The 17,633-nt window shown below is 66.6% G+C and carries 17 protein-coding genes; 2 read left to right on the plus strand and 15 right to left on the minus strand.

The window, feature by feature from the left end:
• The first annotated feature begins 153 nt into the window (after positions 1 to 153).
• On the plus strand, positions 154 to 876 hold the full coding sequence (locus CA606_RS00155; protein WP_096052945.1) for a ribonuclease T2: 723 nt from the start codon (positions 154 to 156) through the stop codon (positions 874 to 876).
• A gap of 148 nt (positions 877 to 1,024) precedes the next feature.
• Here the strand turns inward: CA606_RS00155 and CA606_RS00160 are convergent, their stop codons facing one another.
• The 13 genes from CA606_RS00160 to rimP form a co-directional block, all read right to left on the minus strand.
• Positions 1,025 to 1,861: an alpha/beta fold hydrolase gene (locus CA606_RS00160; RefSeq protein ID WP_096053932.1), complete on the minus strand. Its 837-nt coding sequence runs from the start codon at positions 1,859 to 1,861 to the stop codon at positions 1,025 to 1,027.
• 135 nt (positions 1,862 to 1,996) lie between these two features.
• Entirely contained in the window at positions 1,997 to 2,884 is an 888-nt protein-coding gene (locus CA606_RS00165; RefSeq protein WP_096052944.1) for a hypothetical protein, read from the minus strand.
• 119 nt (positions 2,885 to 3,003) lie between these two features.
• A complete protein-coding gene (pnp, locus tag CA606_RS00170; protein ID WP_096052943.1) occupies positions 3,004 to 5,142 on the minus strand; it encodes a polyribonucleotide nucleotidyltransferase in 2,139 nt (712 codons plus the stop codon).
• Positions 5,143 to 5,390: 248 nt separating this feature from the next.
• A complete protein-coding gene (rpsO, locus tag CA606_RS00175; protein WP_096052942.1) occupies positions 5,391 to 5,660 on the minus strand; it encodes a 30S ribosomal protein S15 in 270 nt (89 codons plus the stop codon).
• Positions 5,661 to 5,674: 14 nt separating this feature from the next.
• Positions 5,675 to 6,607: a tRNA pseudouridine(55) synthase TruB gene (gene truB / locus CA606_RS00180; protein ID WP_096052941.1), complete on the minus strand. Its 933-nt coding sequence runs from the start codon at positions 6,605 to 6,607 to the stop codon at positions 5,675 to 5,677.
• Between the two features lie 2 nt (positions 6,608 to 6,609).
• Positions 6,610 to 7,071 (minus strand): 30S ribosome-binding factor RbfA, encoded by a 462-nt coding sequence (gene rbfA / locus CA606_RS00185; protein ID WP_096052940.1) that lies wholly within the window; start codon positions 7,069 to 7,071, stop codon positions 6,610 to 6,612.
• Between the two features lie 133 nt (positions 7,072 to 7,204).
• On the minus strand, positions 7,205 to 7,993 hold the full coding sequence (locus CA606_RS00190; RefSeq protein ID WP_096052939.1) for a dienelactone hydrolase family protein: 789 nt from the start codon (positions 7,991 to 7,993) through the stop codon (positions 7,205 to 7,207).
• A gap of 57 nt (positions 7,994 to 8,050) precedes the next feature.
• Entirely contained in the window at positions 8,051 to 8,626 is a 576-nt protein-coding gene (locus CA606_RS00195) for a hypothetical protein (RefSeq protein ID WP_096052938.1), read from the minus strand.
• The gene (locus CA606_RS00200; RefSeq protein WP_096052937.1) at positions 8,626 to 9,144 is read right to left on the minus strand and encodes a DUF2939 domain-containing protein; all 519 of its coding nucleotides are present in this window, start codon (positions 9,142 to 9,144) and stop codon (positions 8,626 to 8,628) included. The genes CA606_RS00195 and CA606_RS00200 overlap by 1 nt, the downstream gene beginning before the upstream one ends.
• Positions 9,145 to 9,247: 103 nt before the next feature.
• The gene (infB, locus tag CA606_RS00205) at positions 9,248 to 12,274 is read right to left on the minus strand and encodes a translation initiation factor IF-2 (protein WP_181242710.1); all 3,027 of its coding nucleotides are present in this window, start codon (positions 12,272 to 12,274) and stop codon (positions 9,248 to 9,250) included.
• Positions 12,275 to 12,551: 277 nt separating this feature from the next.
• On the minus strand, positions 12,552 to 13,202 hold the full coding sequence (locus CA606_RS00210) for an RNA-binding protein (RefSeq protein ID WP_096052935.1): 651 nt from the start codon (positions 13,200 to 13,202) through the stop codon (positions 12,552 to 12,554).
• 77 nt (positions 13,203 to 13,279) lie between these two features.
• On the minus strand, positions 13,280 to 14,968 hold the full coding sequence (gene nusA, locus CA606_RS00215; protein ID WP_096052934.1) for a transcription termination factor NusA: 1,689 nt from the start codon (positions 14,966 to 14,968) through the stop codon (positions 13,280 to 13,282).
• 2 nt (positions 14,969 to 14,970) lie between these two features.
• Positions 14,971 to 15,546 (minus strand): ribosome maturation factor RimP, encoded by a 576-nt coding sequence (gene rimP, locus CA606_RS00220; protein WP_096052933.1) that lies wholly within the window; start codon positions 15,544 to 15,546, stop codon positions 14,971 to 14,973.
• Between the two features lie 257 nt (positions 15,547 to 15,803).
• On the opposite strand from rimP, the gene ppa reads away from it, so the two are divergent.
• On the plus strand, positions 15,804 to 16,337 hold the full coding sequence (gene ppa / locus CA606_RS00225; protein ID WP_010917937.1) for an inorganic diphosphatase: 534 nt from the start codon (positions 15,804 to 15,806) through the stop codon (positions 16,335 to 16,337).
• A 6-nt stretch (positions 16,338 to 16,343) separates the two neighbouring features.
• On the opposite strand, the gene CA606_RS00230 is transcribed toward ppa, so the two are convergent.
• Both CA606_RS00230 and trmB read right to left on the minus strand, forming a co-directional pair.
• On the minus strand, positions 16,344 to 16,730 hold the full coding sequence (locus CA606_RS00230; protein ID WP_096052932.1) for a hypothetical protein: 387 nt from the start codon (positions 16,728 to 16,730) through the stop codon (positions 16,344 to 16,346).
• 92 nt (positions 16,731 to 16,822) lie between these two features.
• The gene (gene trmB / locus CA606_RS00235) at positions 16,823 to 17,503 is read right to left on the minus strand and encodes a tRNA (guanosine(46)-N7)-methyltransferase TrmB (RefSeq protein ID WP_096052931.1); all 681 of its coding nucleotides are present in this window, start codon (positions 17,501 to 17,503) and stop codon (positions 16,823 to 16,825) included.
• Between the last annotated feature and the right edge of the window lie 130 nt (positions 17,504 to 17,633).

Here is a 17,633-nt window from a genome sequence, read left to right on the forward strand (position 1 = left end):
TCGTTCGCAATTGCGGCTTCTGTGTCAGAAGTGGGGCCGCCGCTGGTCGTCCAGGCCTTTCCCTGGCCCGCCGCTGGCTGATGGCCACCGAGGCGCGGCGGTGATCGCAGGCTTGACGCCCAAGCAACGCAGCGGGCCTATCCTGGGCGTTCCCTGGAGTCGCCGATGAAGACCGTCCCCGCCGCCATCCTGGCCGCCGCCCTGACCCTTACGACCGCCGCTGCGGAGGCCTACAGCCTCCAGGCGTGCGCCGTGCCCAAGGACGTCACGCCCGCGCCGACCGAGATCCCGCCGCCCGACGAGATCCATCGCAACGTGCCGATCGCGGCCTATCTGCTGGCGCTCTACTGGTCGCCCGAGGCCTGCCGCGCCGGCATCCCGGAGTCGGACAAGGCGATCCAGTGCGAGGCCAACCGCTTCGGCTTCACGGTCCACGGCCTGTGGCCCAACGGGCCCGACCGGGTGCATCCGCGCTATTGCCGCTCGAGTCCGCCGATGCGGGTCAAGACGGTGAAGGCCAATCTGTGCATGACCCCGTCGCCCTGGCTGCTGCAGCACGAGTGGCAGGCGCACGGGACCTGCAACTGGAAGACGCCTGAAGCCTATTTCAAGAAAACCCGCCAGATCCGCGATCGGCTCAATGTGCCAGACCTTGATCCCGGCGCTGACGGGACCATGACCGCCGGCGAGATCCGCCAGGCCTTCATCGCCCGCAACCCGGGCGTCCCCGCCCAGGGCCTGAACGTCCGGATCAAGCAGGGCCGCCTGACCGAAGTCTGGGTCTGCATGGACCTGAAGTTCAAGTGGGCGGCCTGCCGGGGCGGTAACGGACCGGCGGATGCTGTGGTGGCGGCGGTGACGCCTAAGCGGGGATAAGGATACCCCCTGATATAGGATCGTCATCCCGCGACTTGTTCGCGGGACCCATTTCTCCGCCGCGAGTGCGAAGCGGAAGTTCGCTCTCACGTGAAAGCTGAACCATGGGTCCCGCGCATGAAGCGCGGGATGACATGTCCTTGAGACCTCAGCCCTCGATGAAGGCCAGGAGGTCCTTGTTGATGGTCTCTGCCTCGGTCGAAGCCATGCCGTGCGAGAAGCCCGGATAGGTGATCAGCTTTCCGGTTTTGACCAGCTTGATGGCCAGCTGCGCGCTGTCGGCGATCGGGACGATCTGGTCATCCTCGCCGTGCAGGATCAGGACCGGAACGTCGATCGCCTTCAGATCCTCGGTGAAGTCGGTCTCCGAGAAGGCGGTGATGCAATCGTAGTGTGCCTTGGCGCCGCCCATCATGCCCTGGCGCCACCAGTTGTCGATCAGGCCCTGGCTGACCTTCGCGCCGGGACGGTTGAAGCCGTAGAAGGGACCTTCCGGAATCTCGCGGAAGAACTGGGCGCGGTTGGCCAGCAGGGCGGCGCGGAAGCCGTCGAACACCTCCATCGGCAGGCCGCCGGGGTTGGCGGGCGTCTTCAGCATGATCGGCGGCACGGCGCCGATCAGCACGGCCTTGGCGACGCGGCCAGGCTCGGCGCGGGCGACATAGCGAGCGACCTCGCCGCCGCCGGTCGAGTGACCGATATGGATCGCGTTCTTGAGGTCCAGATGCTTGGCCAGGGCGATGACGTCGGCGGCGTAGGTGTCCATCTCGTTGCCGGTGTCGGTCTGGCTGGAACGGCCGTGGCCGCGACGGTCATGGGCGATGACGCGATAACCCTTGCCCAGAAAGAACATCATCTGGGCGTCCCAGTCGTCCGAAGACAAAGGCCAGCCATGGTGGAAGACGACCGGCTGGGCGTCCTTGGGACCCCAGTCCTTGAAGAAGATTTGGGCGCCGTCGGTGGTGGTGAAGAAGCCGCTGCTCATGTCCGTCATTCCCGCTGGTGGGAGGCCGTCTGGCCGGTCCCGTTGTTCCGATGAGGCGAGAATGACGGACGCCTTTGGGCAACGATATGGAAATGATAGAAAGGCTTTGTTTCCAAAATATAGACTAGGACATTGTCAGCACTGGCTGGGCCTGTCGGACTTGATCACGCAAGCCATCTTCCGCCCCCGAACGGCGCCGTAGCGCGCCACGAGCTGGTCTTCGAAGAACATCCACTTGGCGCGTGTGTCCCGCGCCGCGACGTCCATCGCCTTGGCGTAGCCGCCGCGCGTGGTGTCGGCGGTGTCCTTGTTCAGCGTGGCGTGCTTGACGCGTCCGCCGCAGTGAAACGTCTCCGGAAAGCCATCATAGCATCCGCTGATCAGCCCGGCCGGAAACGCCGCGCGGTCCGACGACAGCCACCGCGCGGGCGCGCCGTTGTCGAGCCCCGGAGGATTGTCGATCGTCGGAGCGGAGCGCGGAGCGTCGACCCAGTTGGTATGCGAATAGAAGTCCTGGGCGGCATGGAACGCCAGACCCAGGTCCTCCAGCACATTGCATTTGGCCCGCCCCTTGGAGCCATCGTAGGTGCAGCCACCGAGGATACTGGTGCTATCCAAGTCGAGGTTGGGCTTGACCAGGCCAGCAGCGTCCCGCACCGCCGCTTCGAGATTGGTCATGATCCAGGAACGGCATGCGGACAGCTGGGCCTCCGCGGCCGAGCGCGTCTGAGCATAGCCGGGCGTGTCGAAGTAATCCCCGCCGTCGCAATGGACTTCCTTGCGGTCCATGAGGCCGCGACCAGGCCGGTCCGGCGCGCCGACGGCGCCGAAGGTTCCCGCCTTTCCCGCCAGCTCGGACAGGGAGTCCCCGCCAAATCCCAGACCGGCCAGGCCCTGCCGGGTTATCCGTTCGTGTTCGGCGTTTTGGCCAAGCAAGCCTCGAACGGTGCCGAAGGCGAGCGCGTGCGGAACGCCAACCACCAGCATGGCGATGGCGGTGATAAGCCAGTGACGCAATCTCATGGCAACCCTCACAGCCATGCAATCAAAGATTGCACACGAGGTGACCTGTGTCACGCAAAACGGGCGGCCCCTTTCGGAGCCGCCCGCCTGATTGCATCCGGAATGGAAGCGAAAGAGGCTTACGCCTCTTCGGCCGCCGCTTCCTTCTTGCTCAGGTCTTCGCCGGTTTCCTGGTCGACGACCTTCATCGACAGCTTGGTCTTGCCGCGGTCGTCGAAGCCCAGGAGCTTGACCTTGACCATCTGGCCTTCCTTCAGCACGTCCGACGGCTTGGCGACGCGTTCGTTGCTGATCTGGCTGACGTGGACGAGACCGTCCTTGGCGCCGAAGAAGTTCACGAAGGCGCCGAAGTCGACGACCTTCACGACCTTGCCGTCGTAGATCTTGCCCACTTCAGCTTCGTCGGTGATCGACTTGATCCAGTCGATCGCGGCCTTGATCTTGGCGCCGTCCGAGGCCGAGACCTTCACGGTGCCTTCGTCGTTAATGTCGACCTTAGCGCCGGTGGTGGCGACGATCTCACGGATCACCTTGCCGCCCGAACCGATCACTTCACGGATCTTGTCGGTCGGGATGGTGATGGTTTCGATCTTCGGGGCGTAGTCGCCGACGTCTTCACGCGGGGCGTCCATGGCCTTGTTCATTTCGCCGAGGATGTGAGCGCGGCCTTCCTTGGCCTGGGCAAGAGCCTGCTCCATGATCGCGGGCGTGATGCCGGCGATCTTGATGTCCATCTGCAGCGAGGTCAGGCCTTCGCTGGTGCCGGCGACCTTGAAGTCCATGTCGCCCAGGTGATCTTCGTCACCCAGGATGTCCGACAGAACCGCAAAACCGTCCTGCTCCAGGATCAGGCCCATGGCGATGCCCGAGACCGGACGGACCAGCGGCACGCCGGCGTCCATCATGGCCAGCGAGGAACCGCAGACCGTGGCCATCGAGGACGAACCGTTCGACTCGGTGATCTCCGAGACCAGACGGATCGTGTAGGGGAAGTCTTCCTTGCTCGGCAGCATCGGGCGCAGGGCGCGCCAGGCCAGCTTGCCGTGGCCGATTTCGCGGCGGCCTGGCGAGCCCATGCGGCCCGTCTCACCGACCGAGTAGGGCGGGAAGTTATAGTGCAGCAGGAAGGATTCCTTGTAGGTGCCTTCCAGGGCGTCGATGAACTGCTCGTCGTCGCCGGTGCCCAGGGTGGCGACCACGATCGCCTGGGTCTCACCGCGGGTGAACAGGGCCGAACCGTGGGTGCGCGGCAGGATGCCGACTTCGCCCAGGATCGGACGGACCGTCTTCACGTCACGGCCGTCGATGCGCAGGCCGGTGTCCAGGATGCCGCGACGCACGACGTCGGCTTCCAGTTCCTTGAAGATCGCGCCCAGCTTCAGCGGGTCATAGCCGGTCGGGTTCTCTTCCGACAGGCCAAGGGCCGCGACGGCCTTCTTCTTGGCGGCGCCGACCGCTTCGTAGCGGTCTTGCTTTTTTTGGATCTTGTAGGCGGCGGCGATGTCGGCGCCGACCAGATCCTTCATCTTCGCCTTGATCGCGTCGGTGTCTTCCGGCTCGAACGCGAAGGGCTCCTTGGCGGCGTGCTCGGCCAGGTCGATGATCGCGTCGATCACGGTCTGCATCTGCTGGTGGGCGAAGTTGACGCCGCCCAGCACGATCTCTTCCGAGAGCTCCTGGATTTCCGATTCAACCATCATCACGGCGTCGGCGGTGCCGGCCACGACGAGGTCCATCTTGCTTTCCTTCATCTCATCGAGAGTCGGGTTCAGCACGTAGCCGCCGTCGACCCAGCCCACGCGAGCCGCGCCGATCGGACCCATGAACGGGGCGCCCGACAGGACAAGAGCGGCCGAGGCGGCGACCATGCCCAGGATGTCGGGATCGTTCTCGAGGTCGTGCTGCAGCACGGTGACGACGACCTGGACTTCGTTCTTGAAGCCCTTGACGAACAGCGGGCGGATCGGACGGTCGATCAGGCGGGAGACCAGGGTCTCCTTTTCCGACGGACGGCCTTCGCGCTTGAAGAAGCCGCCGGGGATCTTGCCGGCCGCGAAGGTCTTTTCCTGATAGTTGACCGTCAGCGGGAAGAAGTCTTGGCCCGGCTTCTGGCTCTTGGCGAACACGGCGGTGGCCAGGACGACGGTTTCGCCCATGGTGGCCAGGACGGCGCCGTCGGCTTGACGGGCGATGCGACCGGTTTCGAGGACCAGCGTCTTGCCGCCCCACTCGATCGTCTTGCGTTTGATATCGAACATTTTTCTTCTTTCGGTTCCCGCGGGCGGATTCCCGTCGGGGCGGACAGGGGCGGACGGCTAACGGAAGCCGGCCCGATGATCCTCATCCAGTGTGACAGGCGGGTTTGAGGACGTGAACCCTCGGACAGTCGGACAACCCGGTTTGAGCGGGCCATCCTCGGGAAGCCTGGCGTACGGCCTGTCTCGGCCGCCGGGCCCCAAATACGCGATCCGCCGCCCTGCTTTCGCGGGGCGGCGGACCTTGTGCCTTAGCGACGCAGACCCAGCTTTTCGATCAGGGACTGATAGCGACCGGCGTCGGACTTCTTCAGGTGGTCGAGGAGCCGGCGACGCTGGGAAACCAGCTTCAGCAGACCACGACGGCTGTGGTTGTCCTTCTTGTGCGTCTTGAAGTGCTCGGTCAGGTTCGAAATGCGTTCCGAGAGGATCGCGACCTGGACTTCAGCGCTGCCGGTGTCGCCAGTGGTGCGGGCGTGTTCGGCGATGAGAGCGGCCTTGCGCTCGATAGTGATCGACATCGGGTTGTCTCCGCTCAGGTGAGTTGGAAGACCCGCACGGGATTGAGCTTCCCAGCGCGCATCTCGCACAGGGCCACCAACCTGTCGCCGGACATGGCTGAAACGGTGCGATCGCCGGGCGGAAGCTCGGCTTTCAGCGTTTCAACCTGCCTCGGGAGCAGGACGATGGCGCGTCCCTGTGCAAGCCGGAAGGCGTCTTCGTCGGTCACGGCCAACGCCGGGATGTCGTCCAGCGCGGTCTCGACCGGAAGCAATGCCTCCGACAGCCGGGCCTCATAGCTCAAATTCTCCAGAGTTTCCAGCGCTATCGCCGAGCCCTCGGAGAAGCCGCCCACCCGCGTTCGACGCAGATCGGCCACGTGACCGCAGGTTCCCAGCGCCTTGGCAAGGTCCCGGACCACGGCGCGGACATAGGTGCCCTTGCCGCATTCCATCTCCAGCGTCACGTGGTCGACGTCCGGCTGATCGACCACCTTGAGGTCGAAAATGCTGACCTTGCGGGTCGGCAGCTCGAACTCGACGCCGTCGCGGGCCAGGTCGTAGGCCCGTTCGCCGTCGACCTTGATGGCCGAGAAGTTGGGCGGGATCTGATCCACCTCGCCGATGAAGGCGGGCAGCGAGGCCTCGACCTGCTCGCGGGTGGGGCGCACGTCGGAGGTCGCGGTGGTCTCGCCCTCGCGGTCCAGCGTCGTTGTGTCACGGCCCCAGGCGATGGTGAAACGATAGGCCTTGTCGGCGTCCATCAGGAACGGGACGGTCTTGGTCGCCTCGCCCAGCGCGATCGGCAGGATCCCGGTCGCCAGCGGGTCCAGCGTGCCCGCGTGACCGCCCTTCTGGGCGTTGAACGCGCGACGCACGCGGGAGACGGCCGTGGTGGAGGTCAGGTCGTAGGGCTTGTCCAGGCACAGCCAGCCCGAGACGGCCTCGCCCTTCTTGCGGCGGGCCATGCTTAGGCCTCGTCTTCGTCGTCGACCACGTCGGACAAGCGGCGGGTGTCCTGCTGGACGCGCGGATCCAGGAACAGCTTGTCCATATAGGCGGCCGTGCCGAAGCTCTCGTCGTGGATGAACTTCAGGTCCGGGGTGAACTTCATGTCGATGCTGCGGCCCAGGCGCCCGCGCAGGAACTTCGACACCCGGTTCAGGCCCTTGATGATCTCGCCGGTGTTCTTGGCGGCGTCCTGGCCGGTCAGGCCCGCGCCCAGCGGCTCGACGAAGCAGATGGCGTGCTTGAGGTCCGGGCTCATCCGCACCTCGGAGACGGTGACCGAGATGTTCTGCAAAGCCTCGTCCTGCAGCTCTTCCTCGCGGAGGATCTCGACCAGGGCGTGGCGGATCAGTTCGCCGGCGCGAAGCTGGCGTTGCGAGGGGCCGGTCAGGACGCCCTTCTTGGTGTCAGATTGGCGCTTCATGGCGCGATAGTCCTTGTGGCCCGGCCGGCGGATCGAACGCCGGTGCGCGGGGAAAATCGGAAGGCGCGGTGTCTAGGCCTCCAAACGGCGGAAGTCCAGTGCGACATCCTTCTCCCCTTGCCGGAGAGGGCGCCTACACGCCGGTTCTTTCTTTGAAGAATGCGATCACCTTGTCCCGGGCCTGCATGCTGCCGCTGGTCGGGACCGAGCGATGCAGGTGCAGGGTCAGCACCGAGTGCGGGGCCATCGGCTGGCCCGGCGCGGCGTCCGCATCGGCCAGTTCCACCACCTCGACCTTGTCGCCGAACTCGGCCTTCAGGCGGGCGATGCGGGCGTCGGGCACCAGCTTGTCGGAGGTGAAGCGCAGGGCGATCAGCGACAGGTTCTCGTCCTGGAACCGCTTCTTGGCGCAGGCGATCTCGGACGCCGAGCAGTCCAGGCCGCCCTTGTCCTTCAACGGCAGCGAGGGCTGCGAGAGCACCGGCGCCACGACCGAGGGCTCGGTCATCATCGCCAGAGCAAAGCCGCCGGTGAAGCACATGCCCACCGCGCCCACGCCCTTGCCGCCGCAGTCTTGGTGGGCCTTGCGGGCCAGGGCGCGCAGCCAGTCGACGATCGGGCTGGAGCGGCCGTCCTTCCAGACGGTGAACTCACGACGCACGCAGATGTTCTTCAGGATCTCGCCGATCGCATAGCCGCGACCGATCTGTTTGCCGGGCTTGCCGAACAGGCTGGGGCAATAGGCGGTCAGGCCCGCGTGCGCCAGGTCGCGGGCGAAGGCCAGAACCCCCGGATGCAGGCCCGGGACCTCGTGGATCACGATGACGGCCGGACCAGCGCCGATCTTGTGGACCTCACGCGACCAACGGCCGTCGTCGAAGTCGAAACGCTCAAAGCCCGCCAGCACGGTGTCGTCAGCCATCTTGTCCCCTCCGCTTTTCAGCGAGGCTAGACCCTGGCCGCGCGGCTGGCGAGGGCTCTAGTTCGAGACGTCCGGACGCTGAGGGTTATCGGTCCAGTCCGACATCGGATCGGGCGTGCGATTGTCCGGCAGTCGCCATTCGCCGCGATACGAGAAGTCGAGCGTCCCGCACAGGCGCGCCTGGCCAGGCGTCTTGGGATCGTCGCCGAACGCCTGGATCCGCAGGTCGCGGCGCACGGCGATAGGGCTGAACGACAGCCAAAGGCGCGCCGAGCCGGGGCAGAAGGCGCGGACATAGATCTTGCCCTGGGCCGCCGACGCGTCGACCGCGTACAGGGCGGCTTTGGCGTCGACGCCGCTCATCGCCGAAAGGCCGTCTGGACCGAGATCCTTTGCTCGCGCGGCCTTCAGCATCGCCTGGGCGGGAACGCCGGTGGCCAGCACCTTGAGCGGCCGGCCGGCGCCCAGGAAACCATCCTTGAACAGGATGGTCACCCCCGCGCCCGTCAGGCGCTTGGCGTCCGGCGAGATCGGGTCGTAGGAGAACATCCGCGTCTCGGCGGACGCGGCGGAGGACGTGGCGGCGATCATCGCCACCGCGAGGACTGCGCCGCGGACGATCGATCGACGCATCACTTGCCGCGAAGATTGGCCGCCTGGGCGTCGAAGCCCGACAGCCGCCAGCGATCGCCCTCACGGGTGAAGGTCAGGAGGCAAGGGCCATCCTGTCTAGCGGCGCAGACGCGGCCGTCGCCGGTGGGGCGCAAGGCGGCGGCGATCGCCACGCGACCGGGGATCGGGCGATCAGGCGTGTAGCCGTAATAGTTGGCGGCCGCGCGGAACGTCTCGGGGCGGATCAGGGCCTCGCCGGCAGCGTTGGCCAATGGGCCGGCGGCGATGGCGGCCAGGGCGATGACGCCGTCGTTCTGGCCCGCGCGCTGGCGGGCTTCGGCCATCAGTCGCGCCTCGATCTGACTCTTCAGAGCGCGGCGGTCGACATGGGCGTCGAACGTGGCGCGGTCGTTGTCACGGATCGCGACCAACAGGTCATGCACATCGCCGCCGGCGTCGAGGCGGTTGACGGTCGCGCAGGCGCTCAGGGAGGCGGCGACAGCGGTCAGGGCGAGAAGGGCTTTCAGGCGCATGCGCAAGGCGTAGCCAGAGATTGGGGCGATTTCCAGTCTCGGTTTTCGGCAACGAAAAAGGGCGCAGGCCTTTCGACCCGCGCCCTGATTTTATGATCTCGCGAAGCTCTTAGTCGAGCTGGCGCTTGATCTCTTCGACGGTGAAGCACTCGATCGTGTCGCCGACCTTGATGTCCTGGAAGCCCGCGAACATCATGCCGCACTCCTGACCGACGGGGACTTCGTTGACCTCGTCCTTGAAGCGCTTGAGCGTCTGCAGGGTGCCCAGTTCCAGAACCACGATGTCCTGACGGATGATCCGGACCTTGGCGCCCTTGCGGACCACGCCTTCGGTGACCTTACAGCCGGCGACCTTGCCGATCTTCGAGATGTCGAAGGCCTGCAGGACCTCGGCGTTGCCAAGGAAGGTTTCGCGCTGGATCGGCGCCAGCATGCCCGAGAGCACGCCTTTGATATCGTCCAGCAGGTCGTAGATGATCGCGTAGTAGCGGATCTCGACGCCTTCGCGTTCGGCCAGGGCTCGGGCCTGCGCCGAGGCGCGGACGTTGAAGCCGATGACCGGCGCGCCGGCGCCCTTGGCCAGCATGACGTCGCTTTCGCTGATCGCGCCGGCGCCCGACAGGATGATCCGCGCGCGGACCTCGTCGGTGGCCATCTTGTCCAGCGAACCGATGATCGCCTCGGCCGAACCTTGCACGTCGGCCTTGATGATCAGCGGAAGCTCTTTCAGCTTCTTGTCCTGCAGCTTGGCCATCATGTCGGCCATGGAAGCGCCCGCGCCGATCGGCGCCAGCGACTTCTCGCGCTTCTGGCGGATGCGGTACTCGGTCAGCTCGCGAGCGCGGGCTTCGTTCTCCACCACGGCGAAGGCTTCGCCCGGCGAAGGCACGCCGTCCAGGCCGAGGATCTCGACCGGGGTGGCGGGACCGGCTTCGGTCAGCTGCTCGTTACGCTCGTTCAACAGGGCGCGAACCCGGCCGAACTGGGCGCCGGCGACGACGATGTCGCCGCGCTTCAGCGTGCCGCGATTGACCAGGACGGTCGAAACCGCGCCGCGACCCTTGTCCAGCTTGGCCTCGATCACCACGCCATCGGCGGTGCGGTCGGGGTTGGCCTTCAGGTCCAGCACTTCGGACTGCAGCAGGATGGCGTCCAGCAGGTCGTCCAGACCCGTGCGCGCCTTGGCCGAGACCTCGATGATCTGGGTGTCGCCGCCCAGGCTTTCGACGACGATCTCGTGCTGCAGCAGCTCGTTGACCACGCGGGTCGGGTCCGAGCCCGGCTTGTCCATCTTGTTGACGGCGACGATAATCGGCACGTCAGCGGCCTTGGCGTGTTTGATCGCCTCGATCGTCTGGGGCATCACGCCGTCGTCACCGGCCACGACCAGCACCACGATGTCGGTGATGTTGGCGCCGCGAGCGCGCATCGCCGAGAAGGCGGCGTGACCGGGCGTGTCGAGGAAGGTCACGCGTTGACCGTCCTTCAGGCGAACCTGATAGGCGCCGATGTGCTGGGTGATGCCACCGTGCTCGCCGGCGGCCACGTCCGTCGAACGCAGGGCGTCCAGCAGGCTGGTCTTGCCGTGGTCGACGTGACCCATGATGGTCACGACCGGCGGTCGGGCCTCCATGTGGTCGTCGGTGTCCTCGGCGCCGATGAAGCCTTCTTCGACGTCGGCTTCCGACACGCGCTTGACGGTGTGACCAAACTCGGTGGCCACCAGCTCGGCGGTGTCATTGTCGATGACGTCGTTGATCTTCAGCATCACGCCCTGACGCATCAGGAACTTGATGATGTCGACGCCGCGCACGGCCATCCGGTTGGACAGTTCCTGCACGGTGATGACGTCGGGAATGACCACTTCACGGGCGACACGCGCCTGTTCGGCCACGCCGCCGCGGCGCTTTTCCTTTTCGCGCTCACGGGCCCGACGGACCGAGGCGAGCGAACGCATCCGGTCGGCGGAGTCGCCGTCACCGGCCACGGCCTGGATGGTCAGACGACCTTCGCGGCGCTGCGGGGCGCCCTTGACGCGGGAGACGGCCTTGTTGGGCGCGGCGCTCTTGCGGCGATCATCGTCCTCGTCGGGCCGGCGGCTGACTTCGCCGCCGGGACGCGGGGCCGAGCGCATGGCGCGCTGGATTTCCGGCGTCGCCGGAGCCGAGGCGGGAACGCCAGGGCGCGGACCACGGGGCGGGCCGCCGGGACCGCGCGCGCCACCAGGCGCCGGGCGCGGAGCCAGGGCCGAGTAACGGACGGTCTGCTGAGGACGATCGCCTTGCGGACGGTCGCCCTGCGGACGGTCGCCGCCTTGCGGACGATCACCACGATAGCCGCCGCGATCCCCTTCGGGGCGCGGACCGCGCGGACGGTCGCCCTCGGGGCGCGGCGCGCGCTGACCGAAGTTGGCGTTGGCGTCGGGACGCGGCGCGCGCTGGTTGAACGGACGGTCGCCTTGCGGGGTCGGACGATAGGTCGTGGTGCTGGGACGATCGTCGCGACGCTCGCGGCTGGGTTCGTAGGTGCGTGTCTGGCCGGCCGTCGGGGCGCGCGTGTCCTGACGCGGGGCGTCCTGGCGCGGGGCCGGGGGCGCAGTCGGGGCTTGAGCCACCGGTCGCGGCGCCTGAGGCGCAGCGGGCGGCGGGGTCACGGGCGCGACAGGCGCCACAGGCGCTTGCGCGACGGGCGGCGGAGCAGCGGCGGCGCGCTCGGCCGCGGCCTTGGCGGCGGCTTCACGTTGAGCGGCTTCCTGGGCCGCGCGGGCGCGGGCCTCCGCAGCGGCTTGTTCGGCCGCCTGGCGGGCTTGAGCCTCACGCGCGGCGTCGACGACGCGTTGACGGGCGCGCAGTTCTTCCTGCGACAGCCCACCGGCGGATCCGCCACCGCCACCTTGCGATTGCGACGGGCGCGGCGCGGGCGGATCGCCCTGACGACGCTCGGCCGAGGACGGCGCGGCAAGATTGCCTGCTGCGGGCGCGTGGGGACGCGTCCGCTTGGTTTCCACCACCACCGTCTTGGTCCGGCCGTGGCTGAAGCTCTGCTTCACGACCCCGGCGCTCACTGAGCCCTGGCGGGGCTTCAGGGTCATCGGGGTGCGTCCGCCGGGTCGGCCGTTTTCGTTCTCGTCGCTCATGCGCTCGCTTGTACTTCCGCCGGGCGGTACCCGGCTAAAAAACCGTTCGTTCCATGTGAGAAAGGGGCCCGGACGTACCTCCAAAAGGAAGCCGTTTCCCCGACCCTTCACTCACGAGCCCGGCCGAACACCTGGGCTCACTCAAAGATTCTAGAGCTTTCCCATCCCACCGGAGGCCCGGTGAGATGGAAAAGCTCTAGTGCCTGCCAGGGTCGGCGAACCGACCGGGCGGACAGGCCCGCCGTCTTTGTCCAGGGCCCGCCAGAGGCGAAAATCCCTAGTCGTCCTCGCGTGCGTTCGCCGACCATGCGGGAGGCAGAAGCGGGCGGAAGCCGGATAAACGCTCGACATCTAAAGTCCAGCGATCGGTCCCACGCCCAGCGAGAAGCGCTGTGTGTATCACATTCTCCCCGCCCAAGGCCAAACCCAATTCGTCGGAATTGAAGGCGCCCAGCAGGCGAGGCTGATTTGCGGCCTTCCGCGCGGCGGAAAGAATCTTGCGGCGACCGTCTTCGGCGCCGTCGGCGGCCTCGACCAGCCAGGCGACCTTGCCCGTTCCCAGGGCGGCGACCACCTTTTCGAAACCCGAAATAATGCCGCCGGCCTTCCGCGCAAGGCCCAGGCCCTCAAGAACCCGGCGGGCCAGCAGCGCCTCGACCTGGTCGGCCAGATCGGGCGGGGCGGTCAGCTTGGTTTTGGCGGCCCGGGAGAACAGGCCCTTCTTGGCGGCGGTCGTGATCGAGTCTCGGTCCGCGCCGACCCAGACGCCGCGCCCGGGAAGTTTGCGCGCCAGGTCGGGAACCACAACGCCGTCCGGCCCCGCCACGAAGCGGATCAGACGCGCCTCATCGGTCGCTTCGCCAAGGACGATGTCCTTGCGAAGGCGATTGGCTTCGGCGTGGGTCCTGGGCGCGGGGGCTTCGGTCATGATCTTAGGGGACGCCTAGGAGCGCGAACGGCCCCGCGGATTGCTCCGCGAGGCCGTCCAGCACAGCTCCAAGGCGCTTAGGCCTCTTCCTGCTCTGCGGCGACGTCGCCTTCAGCGGCGACCTCTTCAGCGGCGTCTTCAACGACATCTTCTCCGATGTCTTCAGCGACGTCGCCTTCACCTTCTTCGTATTCCGGCTCAGGCGGGGCCTCGACCCAGCCCATGGCGATACGAGCGCGCATGATCAGCGCCTCGGCGTCTTCCGGCGAGAGGTTGAAGCTTTCCAGGATGCCCGGTTCGCGCACGCGCTCGCCGCCCTTGTTCTCGAACCAGCCGCGCATGTCGTCCGGCACCAGACCCGCAAGATCCTCGACCGACTTCACATCGCCTTCGCCCAGGGCCACGGCCATGGCCAGGGTCACGCCCTCGATGGCCAGGACCTCGTCCTCGACGCCCAGCGCCTTGCGCTTGGTGTCCAGTTCGGCGGCTTCCTTTTCGAGGAACTCGCGGGCGCGGGCCTGCAGTTCCTCGGCGGTTTCCTCGTCGAAGCCCTCGATCGAGGCGATTTCATGCGGCTCGACATAGGCGACGTCTTCCACCGCGGCGAAGCCTTCGGTGACCAGCAGCTGGGCGATGACCTCATCGACGTCCAGGGCTTCCTGGAACAGGGCCGTACGCTCGGCGAACTCGCGCTGGCGGCGCTCGCTCTCCTGGCTCTCGGTCATGATGTCGATCTGCCAGCCGGTCAGCTGCGAGGCGAGGCGCACGTTCTGGCCGCGACGGCCGATGGCCAGCGACAGCTGTTCGTCCGGCACCACCACTTCGACGCGCTCGTCCTCCTCGTCCATGACGACCTTGGAGACTTCGGCCGGGGCCAGGGCGTTGACGATGAAGGTGGCTTCGTCTTCCGACCACTGGATGATGTCGATCTTCTCGCCCTGCAGCTCGGCCACGACCGCCTGAACGCGCGAGCCGCGCATGCCGACGCAGGCGCCGACCGGGTCGATCGAGCCGTCGTTGGAGATGACGGCCATCTTGGCGCGCGAGCCCGGGTCGCGGGCCACAGCGCGGATCTCGATGACGCCGTCGTAGACTTCCGGCACTTCCTGGGCGAACAGCTTGGCCATGAAGCCGCCGTGCGCGCGGCTCAGCATGATCTGCGGGCCCTTGGTCTCGCGACGGACGTCGTAGATGTAGGCGCGGATGCGGTCGCCGACGTTGAAGTTCTCGCGCGGGATCGACTGGTCGCGGCGCATGATGCCTTCGCCACGGCCCAGGTCGACGATCACGTTGCCGTATTCGACGCGCTTGACACTGCCGTTGACGATCTCGCCGACGCGATCCTTGTACTCGTCGTACTGACGCTCGCGCTCGGCCTCGCGGACCTTATGCATGACGACCTGACGGGCCATCTGGGTCTGCACGCGGCCGATCTCGAACGGCGGGAGCACTTCTTCATAGACCTTGCCGATCTCGGCGTCGCGCCAGGTGCGCTTGGCGATCGAGAAGGGCATCTTGCCGATCTCGCCTTCCAGGTCGGTTTCGTCGGCGACGACTTCGATCAGGCGCTTCTGCGTCGTTTCGCCCGTCTTGGGGTCGATCTTGACGCGGATGTCGTGCTCGGCGCCGTAGCGGGCGCGGGCAGCCTTCTGCAGGGCGTCCTCGATGGCCTCGATGACGACTTCCTTCTCGATGCCCTTTTCGCGGGCGACCGCGTCGGCGATCTGCAGGAGTTCAAGCCGGTTGGCGGCGATGCCGATGGCCATGGTCAGTCCTCTTCACTTTCGGACAGGTCTTCGTTTTCGGATTCGAGGCGGGCGGCCCGTTGCTTGGCCCCCCGCTCCATCAGGGCGTCGGTCATGACGAGCTTGGCGTCGATGACCCACGCGAAGGGGAAGTAGACGGTGACGTCGTCCTCGCCCTCGATGTTCAGGCCCACCTGGTCGTCCTCGACCCCGGCGAGTTCACCCTTGAAGCGCTTGCGGCCCTCGGCCACGCGATCAAGCTCGATGCGGGCTTCCAGGCCCGCATAGTCGTCAAAGTCCTTCAGGCGGGTCAGCGGCCGGTCGATGCCGGGGCTGGAGACTTCCAGAGTGTATTCGCCGACGATCGGGTCGGCCGCGTCGAGCACTTCGGAGACGGCGCGCGACAACTTGGCGCAATCCTCGACGTTCATGTCGCCGCCCGTGCCGTCTTCCAGCAGCGGGTGCTCGGCCATGATCTGCAGGCGGCGTTGTTCGGTCCCGCCCATCAGGCGCAGGCGAACAATCTCGTAGCCGAGGCTCTCGGCCACGGGATCGAGCATCTCGATCAGGTCACGGTCTTCCTGCGTCTTCCCGCGCACGGTCTCTCAACTCAAGTTCTGGGCCGGCGGCGCTGAGACCGTTCGGCCAAACAAAAAGCGGCAGCCTTTCGGGCCGCCGCTCGAAAGCGCCATCAGCGCTAACGGACGATGTAGAACGCTTTGTAGGCGAATTGCCGATCGTTGTCGACTCATGACGGGGAAATCTCCGGAGTCGTCTTCCGCGCCGCAGCATTTTGGGCCTATAAGCCCAGCCGCGCAGGCCGCTCCCCAAGGGCCGCATCTGATAAAGAGTCAAAATGGACCTGTCCAAGATCGCCGTCGGCGTAAACCCGCCGTACGACCTGAACGCCATCATCGAGATCCCGCAGGGCGGCGAGCCGGTGAAGTATGAAATCGACAAGGAAAGCGGCGCCCTGATGGTCGACCGTTTCCTGCACACGGCGATGTTCTATCCGGCCAACTACGGCTTCATCCCGCACACCCTGGCCGACGACGGCGACCCCGCCGACATCATGGTGGTGGGTCCGACCCCGGTGGTGCCCGGCGCGATCATCCGCTGCCGCCCGATCGGCACCCTGATGATGGTCGACGAGGCTGGCTCGGATGAGAAGATCCTGGCCGTACCGGTCGACAAACTGCACCCGTTCTACACCGGCGTGACCAGCTGGCGCGACCTGCCCACCATCCTGACCGAGCAGATCGCCCACTTCTTCCAGCACTACAAGGACCTGGAAAAGGGCAAGTCGACGAAGATCAGCGGCTGGGCCGATCCCGACGAGACCGCCGAGATCATCCGCACGGCGATCAAGCGCTACAACGAAAGCTACTGAGTTAGTTCAGCCCTGGTGACTGGCCCATAGGCCGGTCACCAGTAGGGCGATCACTGCGCTGTCAATGAGGATGGCGACGCCTGAGAAGCCCTTCAGATAGCGACGCCCCTGAGCGATCAGCGATCCGATAAAGAAGGCCTTGCTCACGACCGCCACGGCGACCGCCATGGCCCGTGTCTCCGGGTGGAAGGCCGCCCACACCAACATGCCGCCGATCAGGGCGATCAGCAGGCCCCAGCCGCGGACGATGATCTCCGCGACCGGCCCCTCAAGTGCTTCACCGAAGGTCGAACGCTGAGCCCGATCCGGCGCCAGCGCGAACTGCAGCATCGACAAGGTCAGAAGGCCGCTGACCACCAAGACGCCGGCGTAGTGCTCCGAAATCCAAGACATGACCGCCTCCCAAGTCGCCCCTGACGGGGGGCGTTCGGGTGCGAGCCTAGGTGTGTCCGAGGCCTCGGGGAAGCACGTCTGACGCCGTTCGACTAAGCCCTGACAAAGTCCAGGAACACCGGCGCGCAGTCGCCCAGCTTCTTTTCCTCGTAGCGCGTGGTCACGTGGTCGGTTGGGATCGCGTTGCGGTCCGCCGCCTCATCGGCGAAACGGAAGTCCGGATCGGCCAGCACCCGCTCGGTCGTCCACTCGGCGTAGTCGGCCCAGTCGGTGGCGAAACGCAGGGCGGCGCCCGGCTTCATGACCCGCGCCAGCTCGCGCACGAACTCCGGCTGGATCAGGCGGCGCTTGTTGTGCCGGGCCTTGTGCCAGGGATCCGGGAACATGATGAACACGCGATCCAGGCAGGCGTCGGGCAGCCAGTCCACCACGTCGCGGGCGTCGCCCTCGTGGATGCGGACGTTCTTGAGCGCCTGCTCCTCGACGTGACGCACGGCGCTGGCCACGCCGTTCACGAAGGGCTCGGCGCCGATCACCAGGGTTTCGGGGTTGCGGCCCGCCTGGGCCGCCATGTGCTCGCCGCCGCCAAAGCCGATCTCCAGCCAGACGGCCTTGGCCTCGGGCATCAGGTTCAGCGGCTGGAACGGACCGCTCGGGACGGCGATCTGCGGCAACAGGGTGTCGAGCAGGGCCTGCTGGCGCGGCTTCACAGGGCGCGACTTCAGGCGGCCGAACGAGCGCAGCGGCCCGTGGGGTTGTTGCGGGTTGGTCATGGGCGGGCGTCTTAGCGGTGATAGACGCGAGAGGCCAGCGTCGTGGGTTCTTCGAGGCCCGCTGCTCGGGAGCCTCAGGATGAGGGAGCCGTTGCCATAACGACCTCATCCTGAGGTGCGCGCTCCTGAG

The sequence above is a fragment of the Caulobacter vibrioides genome, assembly GCF_002310375.3.
In the GTDB taxonomy this organism is placed as follows: domain Bacteria; phylum Pseudomonadota; class Alphaproteobacteria; order Caulobacterales; family Caulobacteraceae; genus Caulobacter; species Caulobacter vibrioides_D.